This window comes from Humitalea sp. 24SJ18S-53 (assembly GCF_050632385.1).
GTDB lineage: Bacteria > Pseudomonadota > Alphaproteobacteria > Acetobacterales > Acetobacteraceae > Humitalea.
In genome coordinates, this window is the sequence record NZ_CP192599.1 from 5743626 (window position 1) to 5765922 (window position 22297).

Sequence of the window (22297 nt, forward strand, 5' to 3'; positions counted from 1 at the left end):
CCCGCAGCCGCTTTTTGTTGCCAATGAGGCTACGTCACCCCGGCTGACCGCCACAAGCATAGCGTGCAGATTCCACCCCGGGCGCTTCTGCGCTAAGCAGCGGCCATGACCAGCACCCGCTTCTTCCTGATCCGCCACGCGCTGGTGGAACCCACCGCGCGCCTCGTCCTGTATGGCGACATGGATGTGCCGATCTGCGGCCTGGCCTTGGCAGCCGATGCCCAGGCCTATCGCTGGCTGGCCGACAGGGTGCCCACCGGCGCGCGCTGGTATGTCTCGCCGCTGTCGCGCACCCACGCCACGGCCGCCGCGATCTTCGCCGCCGGGCAGCCGGAACAGCCGCTGGTCCAGGAAGACCATCTGCGCGAACAGACCCTGGGCGAATGGCAGGGGCTGACGCATGAGGACGCGGCCAGCCGCATGCTGCAACCGGCCCACCCCTTCTGGCCGCATGGCGCCGAGGAACGCCCCCCGGGCGGCGAAAGCCTGGCCGATGTGATCGCCCGCGTCGGCGCGGTGATGGAACGCCTGGCCGTCGCGCATCCCGGCCAGGATGTCGTGATCGTCGCCCATGGCGGCAGCATCCGCGGGGCCATCGCGCATGCGACCGGCATTTCGCCGCATCAGGTGCTGCAATTCTCCATCCGCAACCTGTCGCTGACCCGGCTGGAAAAGCGCGGGCCGGACTGGCGGGTCTGGGCGGTGAACGAGGAAAGCGGGCTGGCCTCCAGCTACTAATCCGTCATTCAACAAATCGGTTGACTATCTAAACGCCTGCCCTCATATTCAACCTTATGGTTGAATTAAATCCCGCCCCGCTGAACGCCATCTTCCACGCCCTCGGCGATGCCACCCGCCGGCGGATGCTGCGCGACCTGTCCGGCGGCGAACGCACGGTCGGCCAACTCGCCGAACCCTTCGCCATTTCGCTCGCCGCCGCCTCCAAGCACATCAAGGCGCTGGAACATGCCGGGCTGATCCGGCGGGAGGTGCGGGGCCGCACGCATCTATGCCGCCTCGACCCCGGACCGCTCGCCAATGCGCATGAGTGGCTGGGCTTCTACGAGCGCTTCTGGACCGGCCGTCTGGATGTTCTCGAACAACTCCTCCGTCAGGAGGACGCGCGTAAATCCCCGACCAGCAAAGGAGACGACCAATGAACGATGTTGCGATGCTCGACGCCCATGGCGTGCTGACCGATCCGACCACCCTGAAGATCCAGCGCCGCTTGCCTGGTCCGATCGAACGCGTCTGGGCCTACCTCACCGAAAGCGACCTGCGCCGCCAATGGTTGGCCGCGGGCGAGATGGAGATGAAACTCGGCGCGACTTTCGAATTCGTCTGGCGCAACGCGGAACTTTCCAACCCGCCCGGCCAGCGCCCGGAAGGATTTGCCGAGGAACACCGGCTGTCGGCGGAGATCACCGAACTCGATCCGCCCCACAGGCTCGGCATCACCTGGGGCAGCACCGGCGGCGTGACCTTCGAACTGGAAACCCTGGGCAAGAACGTGCTGCTCACCGTCACGCATCGTCGCGTGACCGAACGTGCGATGCTGCTGAACGTCAGCGCCGGCTGGCACATGCACCTCGATGTGCTGGTCGCACGCCTGAACGGCACGGAGCCGGAAACCTTCTGGGACGGCTGGACCCGTCTGCGGACAGACTATGAGGGGCGACTGCCGGCCTGATCAGCCCACGACAAAATCCCAGACGGCATCGGCGGGTTCCGCGCCGATGCCATTCCCCGTCGGCACGCTGTAGAAACCGGCGGCACAGTCCATCTCCGACACGACGAACCGCCGCGTGGCGTCCCAGATGCTGTGCTGCCACTCATGCCAGTCGCAGCGCCAGGCGGTGCTGGCGGCCTGCAACGATGCCGCCAGGAAGATGCCAATCCCGACCGTCGCATGCGGCGCCAGCGGCACGGCAAAGGCCTGCGCCAACGTGGCCGCGCGCAAAAACCCGGTGATGCCGGTGCGCGCCATTTCCGGCTGCGCGATGCCGATGGCGCGGGCCTGCAAACGCGGCAGCCAATCGGCCGTGCCGCGCCATTCCTCACCCCCCGCGACCGGCACCGCGACGGCGCGGGCGACCAGCGCCAGGCCTTCGACGTCTTCGGGCGCGATGGGGGCCTCGGCGAAGGCCAGGTCGTGGCGGGCCAGCGCGCCGATCAGCGCGATCGCCTCCGGCACCGTATTGCGCCAATGCATGTCGATCATCAGGCGGTGTTCCGGCCCCAAAACCTCCCGCAGCGCCGCCATTTCGGCCAGCGCGCCGTCGTGGCTCACCACCGCCGCGAATTTTTGCGCCGCAAACCCCTGGTCGCGAAACCCCAGCGCCATGTCGCATTTCGCCGCCAGCCCCGCGACCGGCAGGCCCGAGACATAGGCCGGTATTCTTTCGCGCCGCGCCCCACCCAGCAGGGTCGAAACCGGCACGCCCAGTCGCCTCCCCAAGACATCCCACAGCGCGATATCCACCGCCGCCAGCGCATCGCCAAAGAACCCGCCCGACATGCCGCGGACCCTTTGCAGGTCAAACATCTCATCATGCAGCGCGGCGGGGGCGGCGATGTCGCGGCCCTCCAGCAGCGGGGCGATCACATCGGCGATCAATTCCTTCACCGCCAGGGGGGCGACGATGCCATAGGTCTCGCCCCAGCCGACCAACCCCTCCTCGGTCGTCACCTTCACCAGCAGGCTGCGGTCGGTGCTGGGGTAGAGCGTGCGATTGCCCGCGCGGACCAGGTAGCCACGGCGATTGATGGTCTCGCCGGGGCCGAGCGGGCCGAGGTAAGGCGTCTCCCGCGGCAGTTCGACGATGAAGGCCTCGATGCCACGGATCGCGTCCAGCATGGTCATCGCAGCACGGGGGCCGCCGTGGCGAGCAGGGCGGAAATCTCCGCCTGGTCACCCTCATCCAGCACGGGGCCGGCCGCGCGGGCGCCCGTATGCAGCAGCAACCCGCGGCGGCGCAGCACCTCCTTCGTCGCCCGCACGCGGAACACCATCTGCAGGCACAGCAGCGGCAGGGTCGCGTCATAGATGCGCCGCGCGCCGGCCTTGTCGCCACGCCGCCAGGCGGCCCAGAGCGCGGCATGCGCATCCACAACCTCCAGCGCCGGCATGGTGCCGCAGGCGCCGCGGGCGAGTTCATCCATCACGAAACGCGCCCCCGCGCCGCCCATCACCCCCGCCAACCGCCCCCCGGTCGCGGCCAGGATGCGCGCGACATGCTGGCCGCAGGGCAGGGTTTCCTCCTTGACCCAACGGATCGCCGGCACCGCGTCGCAGACCCCTGCGACGGCGTCCGGCGACAGGCCGGCGCCATTGGGCGCAGGCGCATTCTGCAGCATCAGCGCCATGCCCGGCGCCCCGGCGGCGATGGTGGCGAAATGCCGCACCTGGTCGGCGCCGGGCGGCGCCATCACCATGGCGGCGACGGCACCGGCCGCCTGGCCCTCCCGCGCCCGCGCCGCCGCCTGGTCCGGGTCGCGATCCGACGCGCCCACGACAAAGGGCACCCGCCCCGCCAGATGCGCCCCCAGCGCCGCGACCAGCGATGCCCGTTCTTCCGGGGTCAGGGTCTCGACCTCGCTCGCCATGCCGGGGAAGACGATGCCATCCGCGCCGGACTCGATCGCGAAATCCGCCAGCCGCAGGAAGGCCACGACATCGGGCGCGCCATCGACGCCAAAGGGCGTCGGCAGCACGGGCAGCACACCGCCCAGTGATGGGTCGAGTGAAGGTGTGGTCATCCGAATCCTCCGCATCACCTGCGCGATTGACCCGCGCGGGTTGCCACACGCACCATCGGAACAAGGACCGAACGAGTCCAGACAGGGGAGGCAGGCGATGTTTTCACGGCGCGATGTGCTGGCCGGCACGGGGGCCATTCTGGCGACCGGGGCAAACGCCCAACCCGCCTGGCCCGACCGCAATGTCCGGCTGATCATCCCCTTTCCGCCCGGCGGCGCCGCCGATCTGATCGGGCGGCTGCTGGCCGCGCATCTGCAGGGCGTGCTGGGCCGGTCGGTCGTGGTGGAAAACCGTGGCGGTGCCGGGTCCAGCATCGGCGTCGATGCGCTGGCCAAGGCGAGTGATGGCGTCACCATCGGCATGGGCAATATCGCCGCCAATGCGATCCTGCCGGCCTTGCAACGCGGGCGGCTGCCCTATGACCCCGTGCGCGATTTCGCCCCCGTCACCAACCTGGCCGTCACGCCCTGCTACCTGGCGGTGAATCCCCAGAAACTGCCTGTCACCAGCGTCGCGGCGCTGGTCGATCATGCGCGGCAAAATCCCGACAAACTGAACTATTCCAGCAGCGGCGTCGGCAGCAGCCTGCACCTGGCGATGGAGCTGTTCTGCCAGAAAGCCGGCATCCGCATGACCCATGTGCCCTTCAATGGCGGCTCCCCCGCCTTGCAGGCTTTGCTCGGCGGCCAGGTCGACCTGATGATCGACACTGTCGCCACATCCTGGCCGCAGGTGCGTGAGGGCCGGCTACGGGCGCTCGCCACCACCATGCCGGCGCGCATGGCCATCGCCCCCGACCTGCCGGCGCTGAACGAGACCTATCCCGGCACCGACATCGCCCCCTGGCACGGGCTTCTGACCCCGGCCAATACGCCGCCCGCGGTCGTCGAGCGGCTGTTTGTCGAAACCACCCGCTTCCTGGCGATGCCCGCGACGCGCGAACGCTTTGACGGCGCGGCGCTGGAACCCGCGCCCAGCGCCAGCCCCGCCGCCTTCACCGCCTTCATCCAGGCGGAGGGCCAAAAGTTCGCGGCCGTTATCACCGCGGCCAATATCCGGGTGGAATAACGCGTCAGGACGCCTGGCCGCGCCCCGCCGAGGCCAGGGTGATCGGCCGTGCTGTCGGCGCCGGCAGGTCGGCGAAGCCGCGCAGCCTCGCCTCGATACTCGCAAAGGCGGCGCGTTGGGCGGGCGGGGGCGGGGTGTCCGGGTTGGTCTCCCGATGCGCCAGCCAGCGCGCGACGGCGCCGGCGCCACGGCGATGGGCGGCGGCCAGCAGCCCTGCCTCGGTCACCGGCACGGGCTGGCCATCGCTGCCGGTCACGCTGCGCCCGGCCTGGGCGCCATGGGCGGTCAACTGGGCAGCCGTCCGGCGCAGGTAGTCGCCCATGGCGGCTTCCTGCGCGTCGGGGCTGGCCAGGAAATCGGCTTCGCTCCGCACGCCCTGGGCGGCGGCGCGCGCGGTCCAGCCGCCGTCGGCGTCGCGCCAGCCGATATCCTGCAAGGCGGCCGGGATCATCTGGTAGCGCCCGATCGCGCCGCTCGTCGGGTTGCGCTGGGTATAGCCGCCGCCGGGGTGTTCGGCGCTGCGCTCGGCCTGCGCGATGCGGTCGCGGAAGGCCTGGCCCGAGGCGGGTTGGCTGGGCGGGACGGCGCCGCGCCCCAGGGCGACCTGTTGCACGACAGCCTGCGCTGGCGCGGCGGCGGCGGGTGCGGCGGCCTGGGCCACCGCTGGCCGCGCCAAGCGCGCCAAGGCCGCCTTGAAATCGGCGGCCTTCACCGGGGCGCGTGGCGCGCCAGGCTGCCGTGGCCCGGCGGGCTCGGTGGAGATTCGTTGCACCGTCATGCCCGCATCCCCTAGCCGGCGCGGCATGAACGTATCGCTAACCCAGGCGCGCCGCCTTATCCTGCCCGCCGCATGCCCGACGCCCCCGCCCCCCCGCCACGCCCGACCCCGGCCCAAAAGCGCTCCGAGCGCCTGGCCGCCGCCCTTCGGGAAAACCTCAAGCGCCGCAAGGCCCAGGCCCGGGAACGCGCCGACCCGCCGCCACCTCCGCCCGAATCGGAACCGCCCCGCCGTTGACGCGGCGGCGCATGGCGCCTATGTGCGAAGTGCTTCCTCGGGCACGGCCGTTTCGCCGCGCCACCCTCCTCCTTCTGCGGGACCTTGCTGGCCGGCCGTTTTCCGTGCCGCCACCAGCATGACGATCGGCACAGCCCGCCCGGGCTCCTGATGCCGGTCCATGGGAAGGCCCCCCGCGATCCCCCCTCCGATACCGGACGCGTCCATGCATCTTTCCGAACTCAAGGCGAAATCCCCGGCCGATCTCCTGGCCTTCGCCGAACATCTCCAGATCGAGGGGGCGTCAGCGCTGCGCAAGCAGGACATGATGTTCGCCATCCTCAAGACGTTGGCGGAGAACGACCAGGCCATCCACGGCGATGGCACCCTCGAAATTCTCCCTGACGGCTTTGGCTATCTCCGTAGCCCCCAGGCGAACTTCCTGCCCGGCCCCGACGACATCTACGTCAGCCCCGCCCAGGTCCGCCGCTTCTCCCTCCGCACCGGCGACACGGTGGAGGGCCAGATCCGCGCCCCCAAGGACGGCGAACGCTACTTCGCGCTGCTGAAGGTCAACACGGTCAATTTCGAACAGCCCGACGCGCTGAAGCACCGCATCAACTTCGACAACCTGACCCCGCTCTACCCCACGCGCCGCCTGCGCATGGAAAACGCCGAGATCGAGAGCGTCGCCAAGGGCCCCGGCAAGGACAACACGCATCGCGTGATCGACCTGGTCGCCCCCATCGGCATGGGCCAGCGCGCCCTGATCGTCGCCCCGCCGCGCACCGGCAAGACCGTGATGCTGCAGAACATCGCCAAATCCATCAGCGCCAACCACCCCGAGGTCTTCCTCATGGTGCTGCTGATCGACGAACGGCCGGAAGAAGTCACCGACATGGCCCGCACCGTGCGCGGCGAAGTCGTGGCCAGCACCTTCGACGAACCGGCGACCCGCCACGTGCAGGTCACGGAAATGGTGCTGGAAAAGGCCAAGCGCCTGGTCGAGCACAAGCGCGACGTGGTCATCCTGCTGGACAGCATCACCCGGCTTGGCCGAGCCTATAACTCGGTCGTGCCCTCCTCGGGCAAGGTGCTGACCGGCGGCGTGGACGCCAACGCCCTGCAACGCCCCAAGCGCTTTTTTGGTGCCGCGCGGAACATCGAGGAAGGTGGCTCGCTGACCATCATCGCCACCGCGCTGATCGACACGGGTTCGCGCATGGACGAGGTGATTTTCGAAGAGTTCAAGGGCACCGGTAACAGCGAAATCATCCTGGACCGCAAGCTGTCCGACAAGCGCGTCTTCCCCGCCATCGACATCACCAAGTCCGGCACGCGCAAGGAAGAACTGCTGGTCGATCGCGGCAGCCTGTCGAAGATGTGGGTGCTGCGCCGCATCCTGAACCCGATGGGCACGCAGGATTCGATGGAATTCCTGCTCGACAAGCTGAAGTATTCCAAGACCAACCAGGACTTCTTCGACGCGATGAACACCTGACCTCAACACGGGCGGCGCGCCCGCGCCGCCCGACAATCGGGAGACCCCAAGATTACCACCCAAAGCCCAACCGTCTCGCCCGCCGAATTGCTTCGCGCGACGCTCTTCGCCGCCCGCGTCCACGCGACGCACACCCGCAAGGGCGAAGCCGGCGAGCCCTACGTCAACCACGTGATCGAGGTCGCGGCGATCCTGGCCGAAGCCGGCGCCCCCCGCATCGCGATCCTGGCTGGTTTGCTGCACGACACGGTCGAGGACAGCGACGAAGACCCCGACCCCATCACCCACGAACGCCTGGTCGCCGAATTCGGCACCGACGTGGCCGATGTGGTGGCCGAGGCGACGGACGACAAATCCCTGCCGAAGGAAACCCGCAAGGCCCTGCAGGTCCGCAACGCGCCGAAGAAGACCGACGCGGCAAAAATGCTGAAGCTGGCCGACAAGATCTCCAACCTGCGCGCCATCGCCGCGGCCCCGCCCAAGGGCTGGCCGCATGCGCGCATGGTGGAATACGTCGGCTGGGCGGGTCGCGTCGCGGTCGGGCTGCGCGGCGTGAACCCCGCGCTCGATGCCTTGTTCGACGCGACCTACCGCGACGCGCTCAGGGCGCTGGCGGCGCGGGACTGACGCGGCGCCGCGCGGCAAGACTCCAGATCCGCGGCCCGACCAGCGCGATCACCGCCACGGCCAGCAGCACCGCCGAGATCGGCCGCGTCAGGAAGGTCGTCCAATCGCCCTGGCTGATCACCAGCGCCTGGCGCAGCGCCTGTTCGGCCATCGGCCCCAGGATCATGCCGATCACCACCGGCGCGGTCGGGAAGTCGAACCGCCGCATGAACATCGCCACGATCCCGATGCCATAGAGCAGGATCAGATCCATCACGCTGTTGCTGATGCCGTAGGTGCCGATGGTCGCGAAGACCAGGATGCCGGCATACAATTGCGGCGTCGGCACCTTCAGGATCCGCACCCACAGCCCGACCAGCGGCAGGTTCAGCACCACCAGCATCACATTGGCGATGAACAGGCTGGCGATCAGCGTCCAGACCAGGTCCGCCTGCTGCGTGAACAGCATCGGCCCCGGCTGGATGCCATAGGATTGGAAGGCCGAGAGCATGATCGCGGCCGTCGCCGAGGTCGGCAGCCCCAAGGTCAGCATCGGCACGAGAATACCGGCGGCCGCGGCGTTGTTCGCGGCCTCCGGCCCCGCCACGCCCTCGATGGCGCCGGTCGTGCCGAATTCGGCGCGGTGTTCGGGGGAGACGAGGTTCCGCTCCATGTAATACGACAGCATGGTCGGCATCTCGGTGCCGCCCGCCGGCATCACGCCAAAGGGAAAGCCGATTCCTGCCCCGCGCAGCCAGGGGCCGATGCTGCGTTTCCAATCTTCCTTCGACAGCATCAGCTTGCCGACGGGCAGCACGACCTGCTTGCCCTCGACATGCCGCCACGCGAGGTAAAGCGTCTCGCCCACGGCGAACAACGCCACCGCCACCAGCACGACATTCACCCCGTCCAGCAATTCCGGGATGCCAAAGGTCAGCCGCGGCTGGCCGGTCTGCAGGTCGATCCCGACCAGCCCCAGCATCAGCCCCGCCGCCAGCGACGTCAGCCCCCGCAGCGCCGACCCGCCCAGCACCGCCGACACGGTCACGAAGCACAGCACCATCAGGCAGAAATACTCGGCCGGCCCCAGCAGCAGCGCGTATTCGACCACCACCGGCCCCAGGAAGGTGATCCCCAGGGTGCCGATGGTCCCCGCGACGAACGACCCCACCGCCGCCGTCGCCAGCGCCGGCCCCGCCCGGCCGTTCTTGGCCATCTTCGCCCCTTCGAGCGATGTGATGATCGACCCCGATTCCCCCGGCGTGTTCAACAGGATCGACGTCGTGCTGCCGCCATACATCGCGCCATAGAACACGCCGCAGAACAGGATGAAGGCCCCCGTCGCACTGACCTGGTAGGTGATCGGCAACAACAGCGCGATGGTCAGCGCCGGCCCGATCCCCGGCAACACGCCGATCGCCGTGCCAAGAAAGCACCCCAGCATCGCCCAGCCCAAATTCGCCAGGGTCAGCGCATTCGCAAAACCCCCCATCAGGTTGCCGAGGCTTTCCATGGCGCTACAGGATCCCGTCCAGGATGCCGGCGCCGATATTGACCCCCAGCAGCCGCGAAAACATCAGATAGGCGGTCAGGCACACGGCGATGCCGATACCCAGGTCACGCAGCAGCCGCGTGCTGCCAAAGGCCGCCGCGACCAGGGTGAATTGCACCGAGGCGGCGATGATGAACCCCAGCCATTCGATCAGGGCGAGGTTGGCGACAAGCCCCGCCAGCAACAGCCCCAGCGCCCGCCAATTGGTCGGCGGCGGGTGCTGCATGTCGTCCAGCTCATGGCTCCAGCCACCCCGCAGCGCGGCGACGCAGAGCCCCAGGCCCAGCACGATCAGCAGCGACGCCACCAGATAGGGCACCAAGGTCGGCCCGACCTGGCCGTAGAGCGGCGACGCCGGCACCACCAGCGTCTGCCACAAGGTCAGCCCGCCGAGCGCGACGACAAAGGCGCCCGCGCCCAGGTCGGCGCCGACGGGCCGCGTGGTCACGACGCGAGGCCGATTTCGCGCAGCACGGCCAGCGTGTCGGCTTCATCGCTGCGCAGGAAGGCGTCGAAATCCGCGCCCGCCAGGAAGGCATTGTCCCAGCCGCGCGTCGACAGCAACTCGGTCCATTGCGGCGTCGCGTTCAGCGCGGTCAGGTAGGCGACCAGCGCCTCGCGCTGCGCCGGATTGATCCCCGGCGCGCCGAACACGCCACGCCAGTTGCCGATCACGACATTGACGCCGCTTTCCTTCAACGTCGGGACATCCGGCAGGCTGCGGGTGTCGCCCGTCGTCGCCAGCGCGCGCAACCGGCCGGACCGGATCTGTTCGGAAAACTCCGACACGCCGGAAATCCCGGCCCGCACCTGCGCCCCCAGCAGCGCCGCCTGGGCCGGGCCACCGCCGGCGAAGGCGACGTAGGATGCCTCACGCGCCGAACGGCCCAGCGACTTCAGGATCAACCCCAGGGTGATGTGGTCGATACCGCCCGCGCTGCCGCCGCCGGTCGCGACCGCGCCGGGGGCGCTGCGATAGGCCGCCAGCAACTGGCCGATGTTCTGCAGGTCGGAATTGGCCGGGACCACGATCACGCCGGGCTCCGTCGTCATGCGCGCCAGCGGCACCACATCCTTCAGCCCGATCGGCGAACGGTTGGCCAGCACCGCGCCGACCATCACCGCGCCCGCGACAAAGATCGCATCCGCCCGGCCGCGACGCTGGCCGACGAAGCGCGGCAGGCCGACGGTGCCGCCGGCGCCGCCGACATTCTCGAACTGGAAACTGCCGACCATGCCGGTCTGGCGCGACACCTGTTCGATCGCGCGGCCCAGCCCGTCCCAGCCGCCGCCAGGCCCCGCGGGCACGAAGACGAACATGCTGGCAAAGCGCTGCTGCGCCCACGCCTGGGGGGAAAAGGCAAAGGCGGCGGGGGCTGCGATGCTCGCGGCAAGCAGCGTGCGGCGACGGGTCATGCTGGTCGGACCTTATCCTGGGCGTGGCCCCGTGGCCGCGCGCGTTCCTCGTTGACGAAATGATAAGCCCGTCATGGCATTGGCGGCAAACACCGCCCCACCGCGCTTGCGCGCTTCCCCCGACCCACCGCAATCTGCGGTAGCGGAGACTGCCCATGCGCCACAGGCTTGCGTGCTTTTTCTCAGTGGTCCTGGCCGCCTTGCCCGGCCCGGGTTTCGCGCAAACGCGCGGGGCTGACCGGCTGGCGGTGATCCAGAACGAGACCGGGCTGACCATGCGCGAATTTTTCGCCTCGCCCGCCGGAACCGGTCCTGACAGCACCGACCGACTGGGCGCCGATACCATCCCGCCCGGCGGAACCTGGCGGCTGCGCATCGCGCGCGACCTGGGCTGCCGCTTCGACCTGCGTGGCGTGTTCATGGACAATAGCGTGCTGGAACGGCGCAACATCGACCTGTGCAACGTGACCCGCGTCACCTTCGGCGACCCCAACGCGCCGCTGCGCGAGGCGACGCTGACCAACGACACCGAACTGCTGCTGCGTGGCCTCTTTGTCACCCCGCCCGGCGCACGCGATCGCGGGCCGGACCGACTGGGGGCGGAGGTCGTCCTGGCCGGCGCCACCTGGCGCCTGCGCCTGGGCCGCACCCGCGATTGCGTCTTCGACGTCATAGCAGTCTTCGAGGACGACAGCGAGGAACGCCGCGACCGCGCCGACCTCTGCCGCACGCCCCGCATCGGCTTCGGCGACCCCACCATCCCGCGGCGGGAGGTCGAGGTCGCCAACGACAGCCCCACCTCCATCCAGCGCGTCTTCGCCGCCCCGCCGGGTGCCGCGCGCCCCGGCCCCGACCGCCTGGGTGCCGCCACCCTGGGCCCCGGCGAATCCTTCCGCATGACCATCCGCGCGCGGGAATGCGTGATCGAATTGCGCGCTGAATACGAGGGCGGCGGCGCCGAAACCCTGCCGGCCGTCGATGTCTGCACCACCCGCCAGATCGCCTTCGACGGCAGCAGCCTGCCGCGCCGGGCCGAACAATCGGTGACCCTGGTGAACCGCCACGGCGCCCCGTTCCAGGAAGCCTATGCCGCCGCCGCCGACAGCGACGACTGGGGCCCCAACCGGCTGGACTCGGCCGCGCTCGACATCGGCCAGCGCCGCCTGATCACCCTGGTCGCCGGCTGCGAACTGGACCTGCGCGTGGTCTTCCCGAATGGCGGCGCCGAGGAGCGCCGCGCGGTCGATGCCTGCGCCATCCCGATTGTCGTGGTCCGTCCCGGCTGGACCATCGCCGAGGACCTGGCCGACGGCGCCGGTGGCGACCCCGCGCCCACGGACCCGCCCAGCGCCGGCAGCATCCGCCTGCGCAATGCGGGTTCGCTGCCCATTGTCGAAGTCTTCACCGGCGCGCCGGGTTCGGCGCGCGGCCCCGACCGGCTTGGCGCCGCGATTCTGGGCGCCGGAGACTCCTTCGATATCCGTCCACCACCGGGGTCCGGCTGCACTGCCGACCTGGTGGCCGTGTTCCGCGATGGGCAGGAGGTGGCGCGACCCGCGCTCGACCTCTGCGCCGGCCTGGAGGTGAGCCTGCCATGATCCGATACGTCCTGAGCGCCCTGTTGCTGGCGGCACCCGCCGTCGCGCAAACCCCGGCCGGTGTGCCGGAACCGCTGCGCGGCGCCTGGTTCGGCCCCGACTGCACGGCGCCGGAATCGATGCTCTTCGTCACCCCGCGCGCCGCCGTCACCCTGCCGATGGAGGGCGCCGCGCGGATGCTGCGCTTCGTCGAAATCCGCGACCGCGCCCCCTGGACCATCGGCACCGGCCGTGGCGCCGAGGCGCCACGCCTGGCGCTGCGCGCGGAAGGGGAGGGGCTGGTGACGGCCGCGCCCTCGGCCAAGACCCGCGACGACCGCCTGCCGGGTGAAGCGGCCACGGAAACCTGGCGCCGCTGCCCCGGCCAACCGGCCGCGTTCGCGGCGATGCATGGGGAGGGGCTGGCCTTCCTCGGCGCGCTGGAACGGCTGGAGGCCGCCTGCACCGGCCCGGCCGACGCCTGTATCGCGGCGCTGGTCGCGGTCGGCGATGTATCGGGCGACGGCGCGCTGGGAACCGCCGAAATCGCCCGCCTGCTGCGCGGCGCCGCCTGGGTGATGGCGGCCCAGGAAGGCGGCGATGGTGAAACCCTGGCGGCCGCCAATGCCGCCGGCGCCATCAGCGGCTTGCTCGCGGCGCATGCCCTGGTCGGCAGCCTGGACTACGATGGCGACGGGAAACTGTCGGTCGCGGAACTGCGCCAGGATCGCGGCGCCCTGCCAATGGTCGTGGGCGATGCCGCCGGGCGCCCGTTCCGCACCGAAACGGTGACCGACGGCGCCGGCTTCCTGCGCAGCCTGATCGAGGGAATGATGGGCTCGCGCTAAGCGAGTTTCTGCTTGAAGAAGGCGATGGTGCGGTCCCAGGCAAGCTTCGCCGCCGCCTCGTCATACCGTGGCGTGGAGTTGTTGTGGAAACCGTGCTGCGTGCCGGGATAGAGGTGCATCTCATACGGCGCGCCGCTGGTCTTCAGCCCCGCCTCGAACCCCGGCCACATGGCGTTGATGCCCGCATCATTCGCCGCATATTGCATCTGCAAGGCGGCCTTGATGGCGGGGATCGACGCCGCCTGCGGGGCAGCGCCGTAGAAGGGTACGCCCGCCTGCATCTCGGCGCCCAGGGTCGCGGCCAGGATATTGGTCATGCCGCCGCCCCAGCAGAAACCCGTGGCGCCAAGCTTGCCGGAGGAGAGTTCATGCGCCTTCAGGTAGCGCGCGCTGTTGATCATGTCGGTGCGCAGCTTGGCCTGGTCCAGCCCCTGTTGCAGCGCCCGCCCGTCATCGTCATTGCCGGGATAGCCGCCGACCGGCGCCAAGCCGTCGGGGGCCAGGGCGACAAACCCCTCGACCGCCGCGCGCCGGGCCACGTCCTCGATATAGGGGTTCAGGCCACGGTTTTCGTGGATCACCAGCACGGCGGGAAACGGGCCGGTCCCGGCCGGCTGCACCAGGTATCCGCGCATCGTGCCGGATGACCCGCCCGGCGAGGGGTAGGACACGTAGCGCGCCTTGATCCGCGGATCGGTGAAGGAGATCGTCTGCGCCTGGGCGTAGCGCGGCAGCAGGGCCTGCGCCATGGCCAGGCCCCCCACGGTCAACACCGCCGCCCGCGCCAGGAAGGCGCGCCGGTCGATCCCCCCATGGCAGTATTCGTCATAAAGATCGTAGATACGCTGGTCGATGTCGCCCGGCGTCAATGCGTCGGGCGCGGCTTGCAGGTGGTCGGACATCGATGCGTTCCCTCCGCGATGCGCCGAGGGTAACGATGCGCCAAGCCGATTGGCAACCGTTATGCCGACAACCAGATGCCGCGCACGTCGATCACCGCATAGCGTGGCGGCACGAAGGCGTTCACCTTCAGCGACGTCGCGCAGAGATAGGGCATGAAATACGGCACGATGCGTTCGCCCGTGCGCTGCACATCGGTCATGATCTCCGCGACCAGCGCCTTGCGGCGGTCGAAGTCGCCCTCGGCCACCATGCGGTCCAGTAGGGCATTGCGCTCCGGCGTGCCCTCGCGGCCGTAGTTGTAGGGGCTGTCGGTGTGCTGGTAGCGATAGACCATCTGGAACAAGGTCGGCGCCGCCCCCAGCGAACTGGTGTAGAGCGGTCGCTTGCGCATCACATTCGCCACGTATTCCGTATAGGGAATGTCGCGCACCCGCAGCGTGACGCCGATCTTCGATGCCGCTTCCGACAAGGCCAGCGCGATCTTCGGCGCCGGCGGACGGTCGCTGGTGGTGAAGATGTCGAGGTCGATGCGCCCCACGCCGGATTCATCCAGCAGCCGCCTGGCCCGTGGCAAATCCTGGCGGTGGTCCGGCAGCGTCGGCAGATAGGGGCTGGACGGCGGGATCTGGATGTCATTGCCCAGGCTGCCCTGGCCGAACAGCGCCGCGGTGAACAACGGCTGCCGGTCGAGCAGGAACTTGAACGCCTCACGCACCTTGGGATTGTCGAAGGGCGGCTGGTTCGCCTGCATCGTCACGCAATGGTAGTTGCCGGTGGCGATGGCGAAGGGCTTGATCGTCGGCACTGCCCGCAGCACCAGCATCGCTTCCGGCGACAGCCGCGTGATGATGTCCACGGCACCGGCGCGCAGCGACGCCTGCTGGGCCATCGCCTCACGGATAATGACCATGCGCACACCGTCGAGGTACGGGATGCCCGGCATCCAGTAATCCGGGTTGCGCACGAAGCTCAGGCTGGCACCCGGCTGGTAGTTCTCGAACTTGAAGGGGCCGGTGCCGGAGGGCGCGTTGCGCAGCGTGTCCAACTTGTCGGCAGGCAGCATGCGGCCGAATTCATTGGCCAGCAGCACCGGCAGTTCCGCGAAGGGCTGGCTCATGGTGAAGCGCACGCGATAACGGCCTTCGGCGGTGATCGAGGCGATCGGGCCGAAGGTGCCGGTCGACGGGCGCCCGCCGGCGGGGTCCTGCGCACGCTCGATCGTCGCGACTACGTCGGCGGAGGTGAATTCCGTCCCGTGATGGAATTTCACGCCCTGGCGCAGTTCGAACACCCAGTTGCGCGTGTCGCCGCCAACGGCTTCCCAGCTTGTGGCCAACTGCGGAATCGCCAGGTCATTGGCATCCAGCGCCGTCAGATTGTCGAAGACCAGATAGCCCGCCTGGAACCCGGGGCCGGAGGCCGAGGCCTGCGGGTCCAGCGTATCCGGCGCATCCGGCGATGCGATGCGCAGGATCCCGCCGCGACGCGGGGTTGCCTGGGCCTGGGCCTGGGCCGCGCCACCGCCGATCAACCCGACGGCCGCACCGCCCAGCAAGGCCTGGCGACGACCGAAGGCGGCTGAGAAATCCTGCATCGAAGCTCTCCTGTCAGGCCGGTCCCGGCCGCTGCGGCCAGCCTAGCGGAAGGGCTTATGATATTGCAATTGAGTATTCCATGGCGCAGCATTATCCCATCGATCTTATATATGAGGGGCGCGCGCCTTGGGGCAAACCATCGCCGAGAAGATCGTCGCGCGCGCCGCCGGGCGTGCCAGCGTGGCACCTGGCGACACTGTCGCGGTGACGGTGGACCGCAGCGTCATCCTCGACACCGGGTTTTCACTCCTGGGCGGCATGGACGGTCGCCGCATCCTGCGCGTCGCCGACCCCGACCGTGTCGTCGTCGCCTTCGATCACGAGGTCCCAACCCCCAACATCGCCGCCGCACGCGCGCATGCGATGGGCCGCGCCTTCGTCGCCGCATTCGGGATCAAGCGCTTCCACGATGTCGGCCGCGATGGCGGCATCAGCCATGCGCTGCTGGTGGATTTCGCCCATGCGTTGCCGGGGTCGCTGCTGGTGTGCAGCGATTCCCACAGTTGCGCGTCGGGGGCGATGAACTGCGCGGCGCGGGCGGTCCCCTTCCTCGACCTGCTGCATGCCATCACCACCGGGCGCAGTTGGTTCCGCATGGGCGAAACGATCCGCTACGATCTTGTGGGCGCACTGGCGCCCGGCGTTTCCGCCAAGGATCTGTTCCTGCACATCGCCGGCACCTATGGCGGGCATGTCGGGCAGAACGTGGAATATGGCGGCGAAGCGCTGGCGGGTTTCGGCATCGAGGCACGCCGCACCCTCTGCGCGATGGGCGCCGAACTCGGCGCGGACTTCGTCATCTGCGAAGCGGATGCGCGGCTGGAAACGTTCTGCCGCGCCCGCACGGACGACAGGTTTGTCGCGGTGAACCCTGATCCCGACGCGACCTATTCGGCACGCCGCACGATCCGCCTCGACCAACTGACCCCGCTGGTCGCCCGGCCGGACCGGGTGCTCCAGAATACCGTGCCGGTCAGCGACGTCGCCGGCCAGCGCATCGACCAAGCCTTCATCGGTTCCTGCGCCAATGGCGGGTTGGACGATTTGGCCGAGGCCGCGCGCCTGCTCGATGGCCATCGCGTGGCGCCTGGCGTGCGGCTGATCGTCACCCCCGCGACACAGGCGGTGTTCCGCGCCGCCCTGGCCGCGGGATATGTCGCGACCCTGTCGGAAGCCGGCGCCATCGTCACCAATGCCACCTGCGGCGCCTGCGCCGGGATGCATTTGGGCGTGCTCGGCCCCGACGAGGTCTGCATCACCGCCAGCACCCGCAATTTCAAGGGCCGCATGGGCGACGCCTCGGCCCGCATTTTCATGGGCTCGCCGGCAACGGTCGCGGCCTCCGCCATCGCCGGGGTCATCGCCGACCCGCGCCGGATTTTCGCATGATCACCGGCCGCGCCTGGGTCTTTGGCGATGATGTCGATACCGACCAGATGATGCCGACGCGCGTGCTGTTCCGCGACATCACGGCCCAGGCGGCAGCGGTGTTCGAAGGCCTGCGCCCCGGCTGGCCAAATCTGGTCCAGCCCGGCGACGTGCTGATCGGCGGCCGCAACTTTGGCCTGGGTTCGTCGCGCCCCGCGCCGCAGCCGCTGCGGCATCTCGGCATCGCCTGCGTGCTGGCTGAAAGCCTGAACGGCTTGTTCTTCCGCAACTGCGTCAGCTACGGGCTTCTGGCCCTGGAATGCCCTGGCATCACCGCCCTCGCGGAGGGCAGCGTCGTGACCATCGACATCGCCGCCCTGCAGGTCCACACGCCCGGCCGAAAGCTGCCCATCCTGCCGGTGCCGGCGGAATTGCTGGACCTCATGCAAGGCGGTGGCATCCTACCGCTGCTGGAACGCGAAGGGCTGGTCTCACCGCCCCAAAAACCCACGGAGAAACCCGCATGACCGTGCCCCCCGTCGTCAGCGCCGCATGGCTTGCGGCTGCCCCGGACGTCCAGATCATCGACGGCTCTTGGCACCTGCCGGTGCAGGGCCGCGACGCCGTCGCCGACTACATCGCCCAGCGCATCCCCGGTGCCGTGCATCTGGACATCGACACCGTGGCGGCGCGCATCCCCGGCCCGCCGGGGCGCATGATGCCGCCGCCGGACATCTTTGCCGAAGAGGTCGGCAAACTCGGCCTGCGGCCCGACGCGCATCTGGTCGTCTATGATTCGGTCGGCATGTACAGCGCGGCCCGCGTCTGGTGGCTGTTCCGCAGCTTTGGCCACGCCCGCGTGTCGGTCATGGAGGGCGGGTTGCCTGCCTGGATCCGCGCCGGCGGCCGCATCGAAAGCGGCCCACCCAAACCCCTGCCGCCGACCACTTGGCCGCAACGCCCACCCGCCGATGCGGTGCGCAACTGGCAGCAGGTGCTGGCCAACATCGACAGCCACGTCGAGCAATTGATCGACGTGCGCCCCGCCGCCAGTTTCCACGGCAGCACCGCCGCGCAATACCCCGGCGTGCGCGACGGCCATATCCCCGGCGCGGTGAACCTGTCGCAGCGGGACCTGCTGAACGCCGACGCCACCTTCAAGCCCGCCGCCGAGATCGAGGCCATCATCGCAGCCCACGGCGTCGCCATCGACGCGCCGATCATCGCCACCTGCGGCTCCGGCGTCACCGCCTGCATCCTGTCGCTGGCGCTGGCCGTGACGGGGCGGGAGCCTTGCCCGATCTACGACGGGTCCTGGGAAGAATGGGGCATGCGCCGCGACCTGCCCGCCACCGTGGATTAAGTCCCGGCGATCTCCGGCGGCTCGAAGGCCCGCACGCGGGGCAGCGCCGCGTCGAAGCGTTCCACCTCGACCAGGCAAGACTGCGCCGAGCAGCCCTGGCCGAGGCTGGACGTCCCCTTGTCCAGGGTCAGCACATTCGGATTGCTGCTGCGGTCGCTGGTCGCATCCATCGGATCGAAGGCGGCCCCCGTCGGCAAGGTGATCACGCCGCGCAGGATGCTCGGCGTGACCTCGGCACTGGCCAGGCAGGCACCGCGATCATTGAACAGGCGCACGATGTCGCCCGTCGCGATGCCGCGCGCGTTCGCGTCATGTGGATGGATCTGCATCACCTCGCGGTCGTTCCGCTTGCCGGCGCGGCTATGGCTGCTGGCTTCCATCTGGCCATGTAGGCGCCGCGCGGGCTGCGGTGTCAGCAAATGCAGCGGATGGTTCTTGGCGCTGGAGGCGCCAAGCCATTCCTCCGGGTCCAGCCAGACGGGATGCCCGGGCTGTTCCGGATCATCCATGGCGGCGACCGAGGGCGAGAAAATCTCCATCCGGCCCGATGGTGTCGCCATCGGATGGGCGACCGGGTCGGTGCGGAAATCCTCGAACATCGTAAAGTCGCGCTGCGGCTCCGGCACGCGGAAAAAGCCTTGTTCCCAGAAGGCATCGAACGCGGGCGCCTCGATTCCCCGCGCGGCCAGCGACGCGCGCGACCGCGCCCAGATGTGGCGCAGCCAGGCATCCTCGTCGCGGCCCTCGGTGAAGGCATCGGCAAAGCCGAGTCGTTCCGCCAGGCTGACAAAAATCGACATGTCGTTGCGCGCCTCGCCCACCGGCTGAACGCCCTGGTGCATCGCCAGCAGGAAGGGATCGCGCGACGATCCGCCGATGTCGTTGCGCTCCAGCGGCGTCGTCGCGGGCAGCACGATATCCGCGTGGCGCGCCGTCGCGGTCCACCAGGGCTCATGCACGATCACCGTTTCCGGCCGCCGAAACGCGCGGCGCAGGCGGTTCAGGTCCTGGTGATGGTGGAAGGGATTGCCGCCGGCCCAATAGACCAGCCGCGTGTCAGGGTAGGTGACGTCGCGCCCGTTGAAACGAATCGTCTCGCCCGGATGCAGCAGCAGGTCGGCGATGCGTGCGACGGGGATGTTGATCCCGACCGGATTCTTCACCGCCGGCATGCCCGACAGCGGCGTGTCGTAGCGCGGATTGCCCATGCCGTTGGACGACCCATAGCCGAAGGCGAAGCCGCCCCCAGGCAGCCCGATCTGCCCCAGCACCGCCGCCAGCGCGATGATCGCCCAATAGACCTGCTCGCCATGCCGTGCGCGTTGCAGGCTCCAGGCCGCGGTCAGCATGACGCGCTTGCCGGGCAGGCATTGCGCCAGGGCCTCGATTTCCACGGCAGGAATACCCGTGATCCCGGCCGCCCATTCAGGCGTCTTCGCGATGCCATCGACCTCGCCAGCCAGATAGGCGGCGTAGCGGTCGAACCCCGTCGCCAGGCGCTCCACAAGCGCGCGATCAAAACGCCCCGCGGCGATCACCGACTGCGTCAGCGCCATCACCAGTGCGGAATCCGTGCATGGCCGGATCGGCAACCATTCGGCGCTGGGAAAATCGCTGGCCAGCGGCGAGATATTCACCATCCGCAGCCGGCCCGCCGCGAGTTCCGCCATGCGCGTCGGATGCTGGTGCATGCCAAAGCCGCCGGACTGCACCTCCCAGTTCTTCGCCGCGATGCCACCAAAGGCCAGCAGCACCTCGCCCTCCGTCGCAATCCCGTGCCAGGAGGTCAGCGCCGCGCCGATCCCATCCGGCGTGCCCAGGATGCGCGGCAGGAAGGCCATGGCCGCCCCGTAGCTGTAATTCGTGACCTGCCCCGTAAACCCGCCTCCGAGCCCCAGGAACCGGTGCACCAGGCTGCGGGCGTGGTGAAGCCTGCCCGCGCTGGACCAGCCGTAGGAGCCGCCGAAAACGGCCTGGTGGCCGTGCTCCGCCCGCACCCGCGTCAATTCGCCGGCCACCAGGTCCAATGCCCTGTCCCAGCCGACCTGGACGAAGCTGTCGTCGCCCCGCGCGGCACCGCCGTCGCCGGCCAGCCAGCCACGGCGCACGACCGGGGTCGCCACGCGCAATTCATGCGTCAGCATCTCGGGCCAGGCCTCGATCAGCGGGGTCGGGTGCGGATCATGTTCGAAGGGCGTGACGCCGGTCAGCCGCCCGTCCCGCGTCTGCATGCGGAAGGCGCCCCAATGGGAGGCAGATCGCAGGATCCTGGGCAAGCTTGTGCACTCCGGCGCGGCAACGGCTCGTATCATGTAGAATCATGCGTAAAATACCAACATAAAATGTCTAGCTATTATGTCAGGCGACCCGTAGCCTCCCCGTCATAGTGCCGCGAAAAGGGGTTTTGGCCGAATGGTTGATGGCATCGAACTGGTCTCGTCGGACAAGGAATTGCCCGCCAAGGTGGATGTCGTCGTCATCGGCGGCGGCATCATGGGCGCCAGCACCGCCTTCGAACTGGTCCAGCGCGGCTTGACCGTGGCCTTGTGCGAAAAGGGCGTGATCGCCGGCGAACAATCCGGCCGGAACTGGGGCTGGGTCCGCAAGATGGGCCGCGACCCGCGCGAAATGCCGCTGATGATCCGCGCCATGCGGATCTGGGCCGGGTTGAACGAAGCCACCGAAGCCGAGACGGGTTTTCGCGTCACCGGCATCACCTACTTCGCCGATACCGACGCTGATATCGCACGCTACACCGCCTGGATGGAGGCGGTCGCGAAGTTCCAGATTGACTCCCGCGCCATCTCGGCCGCCGAGGCGATGGCCCTCGCCCCCGGCAGCACCAAGCAGTTCGTCGGCGGCATGCATACCGCGAGCGACGGCATGGCCGAGCCCACGCTGGCCACCGTCGCCATCGCCAAGGCCGCGCGCAAGCGAGGTGCGAAGATCTACACCAACACCGCCGTGCGCAGCCTGGACATGACCAATGGCCGCGTCAGCGGGGTCTTCACCGAACGCGGCCGCATCGCCTGCACCAGTGTTGTGCTCGCCGGCGGCGGCTGGTCCGGCCTGTTCATGCGGAACCTCGGCCTGCGCCTGCCGCAACTCAAACTGCTGTCGCAGGTCATGCGCACCGCGCCGATCGAGGCCGGTTTGCAGGGCTGCGGCTCGGGCCGTGGATTCGGCTTCCGCAAGCGGCTGGACGGCGGCTACAACATGTCCATGCGGGCGGCGCATCCCGTGGACATCGTCCCCGACAGCTTCCGCTACATGAAGGATTTCCAGCAGGCCCTCGGCAACGAACGCAAGTCGCTGCACCTGCGCATCGGCCGCCGCAGCATCGAGGAGCTGTTCATGCGCACGAGCTGGAAGCCCGACCAGAAGACGCCCTTCGAACGCTACCGCACCTATTCGCCGACCCCCGGCAAGAAGGTGCTGGACGCGGCGCGCCGCAGCATCGACGGGATCTTCCCGGCGCTCGCCAAGGCGCAGGTCGTGGAACGCATCGGCGGGCTGATCGACGTGACGCCCGACGCCATTCCGGTGATCTCGGCAGTGCCGGAAAAGCCCGGCTTCTTCCTCTCCTGCGGTTATTCCGGCCATGGCTTCGGCATCGGCCCGGGTGCGGGGCAGTTGATGGCGGAACTGGTGACGGGCGAAACGCCCTGCGTCGATCCCACGCCCTTCCGCTTCAGCCGTTTCTCCGATGGCTCGAAGATCGAACATTGGCCGATCGGTCTGTAGGA

At 69.0% G+C, this 22297-nt stretch carries 21 protein-coding genes; 12 read left to right on the forward strand and 9 right to left on the reverse strand.

The features are described 5' to 3' along the window. Positions 1-105: 105 nt before the first annotated feature. From ACQW02_RS27540 to ACQW02_RS27550, 3 genes are read left to right on the forward strand one after another with little or no spacing between them, the layout of a single operon-like run. Entirely contained in the window at positions 106-738 is a 633-nt protein-coding gene (locus tag ACQW02_RS27540) for a histidine phosphatase family protein (RefSeq protein ID WP_431283107.1), read from the forward strand. A 56-nt stretch (positions 739-794) separates the two neighbouring features. After that, positions 795-1160, forward strand: coding sequence for an ArsR/SmtB family transcription factor (locus ACQW02_RS27545; RefSeq protein ID WP_431283108.1), 366 nt, complete (start codon positions 795-797; stop codon positions 1158-1160). After that, on the forward strand, positions 1157-1690 hold the full coding sequence (locus ACQW02_RS27550; protein WP_431283109.1) for an SRPBCC family protein: 534 nt from the start codon (positions 1157-1159) through the stop codon (positions 1688-1690). The genes ACQW02_RS27545 and ACQW02_RS27550 overlap by 4 nt, the downstream gene beginning before the upstream one ends. Here the strand turns inward: ACQW02_RS27550 and ACQW02_RS27555 are convergent, their stop codons facing one another. Continuing rightward, positions 1691-2857 carry a mandelate racemase/muconate lactonizing enzyme family protein gene (locus ACQW02_RS27555; protein WP_431283110.1) on the reverse strand — a complete coding sequence of 389 codons (1167 nt, stop codon included), beginning with the start codon at positions 2855-2857 and terminating at the stop codon, positions 1691-1693. Positions 2858-2859: 2 nt separating this feature from the next. Continuing rightward, entirely contained in the window at positions 2860-3759 is a 900-nt protein-coding gene (locus ACQW02_RS27560) for a dihydrodipicolinate synthase family protein (RefSeq protein ID WP_431283111.1), read from the reverse strand. Positions 3760-3856: 97 nt separating this feature from the next. Between ACQW02_RS27560 and ACQW02_RS27565 the strand changes: the two genes are divergently transcribed. Beyond that, a complete protein-coding gene (locus tag ACQW02_RS27565) occupies positions 3857-4828 on the forward strand; it encodes a Bug family tripartite tricarboxylate transporter substrate binding protein (RefSeq protein ID WP_431283112.1) in 972 nt (323 codons plus the stop codon). Between the two features lie 4 nt (positions 4829-4832). On the opposite strand, the gene ACQW02_RS27570 is transcribed toward ACQW02_RS27565, so the two are convergent. Then, positions 4833-5606 carry a hypothetical protein gene (locus ACQW02_RS27570; protein WP_431283113.1) on the reverse strand — a complete coding sequence of 258 codons (774 nt, stop codon included), beginning with the start codon at positions 5604-5606 and terminating at the stop codon, positions 4833-4835. Between the two features lie 442 nt (positions 5607-6048). Between ACQW02_RS27570 and rho the strand changes: the two genes are divergently transcribed. Both rho and ACQW02_RS27580 read left to right on the forward strand, forming a co-directional pair. Continuing rightward, a complete protein-coding gene (gene rho / locus ACQW02_RS27575; RefSeq protein ID WP_431283114.1) occupies positions 6049-7323 on the forward strand; it encodes a transcription termination factor Rho in 1275 nt (424 codons plus the stop codon). Positions 7324-7410: 87 nt separating this feature from the next. Further along, positions 7411-7950, forward strand: coding sequence for an HD domain-containing protein (locus ACQW02_RS27580; RefSeq protein ID WP_431283115.1), 540 nt, complete (start codon positions 7411-7413; stop codon positions 7948-7950). On the opposite strand, the gene ACQW02_RS27585 is transcribed toward ACQW02_RS27580, so the two are convergent. From ACQW02_RS27585 to ACQW02_RS27595, 3 genes are read right to left on the reverse strand one after another with little or no spacing between them, the layout of a single operon-like run. After that, positions 7925-9442 carry a tripartite tricarboxylate transporter permease gene (locus tag ACQW02_RS27585; protein ID WP_431283116.1) on the reverse strand — a complete coding sequence of 506 codons (1518 nt, stop codon included), beginning with the start codon at positions 9440-9442 and terminating at the stop codon, positions 7925-7927. The genes ACQW02_RS27580 and ACQW02_RS27585 overlap by 26 nt on opposite strands. Before the next feature lie 4 nt (positions 9443-9446). Continuing rightward, positions 9447-9929 carry a tripartite tricarboxylate transporter TctB family protein gene (locus ACQW02_RS27590; RefSeq protein ID WP_431283117.1) on the reverse strand — a complete coding sequence of 161 codons (483 nt, stop codon included), beginning with the start codon at positions 9927-9929 and terminating at the stop codon, positions 9447-9449. Then, positions 9926-10897: a tripartite tricarboxylate transporter substrate binding protein gene (locus ACQW02_RS27595; protein WP_431283118.1), complete on the reverse strand. Its 972-nt coding sequence runs from the start codon at positions 10895-10897 to the stop codon at positions 9926-9928. Before ACQW02_RS27595 ends, ACQW02_RS27590 begins: the two co-directional genes overlap by 4 nt. A 155-nt stretch (positions 10898-11052) precedes the next feature. Here ACQW02_RS27595 and ACQW02_RS27600 point away from each other — a divergent pair, with 155 nt between their 5' ends. Beyond that, positions 11053-12495, forward strand: coding sequence for a hypothetical protein (locus ACQW02_RS27600; protein ID WP_431283119.1), 1443 nt, complete (start codon positions 11053-11055; stop codon positions 12493-12495). After that, a complete protein-coding gene (locus tag ACQW02_RS27605) occupies positions 12492-13322 on the forward strand; it encodes a hypothetical protein (protein WP_431283120.1) in 831 nt (276 codons plus the stop codon). Before ACQW02_RS27600 ends, ACQW02_RS27605 begins: the two co-directional genes overlap by 4 nt. On the opposite strand, the gene ACQW02_RS27610 is transcribed toward ACQW02_RS27605, so the two are convergent. Further along, positions 13319-14224, reverse strand: a complete 906-nt coding sequence (locus ACQW02_RS27610) for a dienelactone hydrolase family protein (RefSeq protein WP_431283121.1) — start codon at positions 14222-14224, stop codon at positions 13319-13321. The genes ACQW02_RS27605 and ACQW02_RS27610 overlap by 4 nt on opposite strands. A gap of 59 nt (positions 14225-14283) precedes the next feature. After that, positions 14284-15819, reverse strand: a complete 1536-nt coding sequence (locus ACQW02_RS27615) for an ABC transporter substrate-binding protein (protein WP_431283122.1) — start codon at positions 15817-15819, stop codon at positions 14284-14286. 127 nt (positions 15820-15946) lie between these two features. On the opposite strand from ACQW02_RS27615, the gene ACQW02_RS27620 reads away from it, so the two are divergent. The 3 genes from ACQW02_RS27620 to ACQW02_RS27630 are packed head-to-tail and all read left to right on the forward strand — an operon-like array spanning position 15947 to position 18551. Continuing rightward, the gene (locus tag ACQW02_RS27620) at positions 15947-17209 is read left to right on the forward strand and encodes a 3-isopropylmalate dehydratase large subunit (protein ID WP_431283123.1); all 1263 of its coding nucleotides are present in this window, start codon (positions 15947-15949) and stop codon (positions 17207-17209) included. Then, a complete protein-coding gene (locus ACQW02_RS27625; protein ID WP_431283124.1) occupies positions 17206-17715 on the forward strand; it encodes a hypothetical protein in 510 nt (169 codons plus the stop codon). Before ACQW02_RS27620 ends, ACQW02_RS27625 begins: the two co-directional genes overlap by 4 nt. Next, on the forward strand, positions 17712-18551 hold the full coding sequence (locus tag ACQW02_RS27630) for a sulfurtransferase (protein WP_431283125.1): 840 nt from the start codon (positions 17712-17714) through the stop codon (positions 18549-18551). Before ACQW02_RS27625 ends, ACQW02_RS27630 begins: the two co-directional genes overlap by 4 nt. Here the strand turns inward: ACQW02_RS27630 and ACQW02_RS27635 are convergent. Beyond that, complete coding sequence (locus tag ACQW02_RS27635) at positions 18548-20782, reverse strand: molybdopterin-dependent oxidoreductase (protein WP_431283126.1); 2235 nt, start codon at positions 20780-20782, stop codon at positions 18548-18550. The two genes, ACQW02_RS27630 and ACQW02_RS27635, sit on opposite strands and share 4 nt — an antisense overlap. 181 nt (positions 20783-20963) lie before the next feature. Between ACQW02_RS27635 and ACQW02_RS27640 the strand changes: the two genes are divergently transcribed. Continuing rightward, positions 20964-22295, forward strand: coding sequence for an NAD(P)/FAD-dependent oxidoreductase (locus ACQW02_RS27640; RefSeq protein ID WP_431283127.1), 1332 nt, complete (start codon positions 20964-20966; stop codon positions 22293-22295). Positions 22296-22297: the final 2 nt, after the last annotated feature.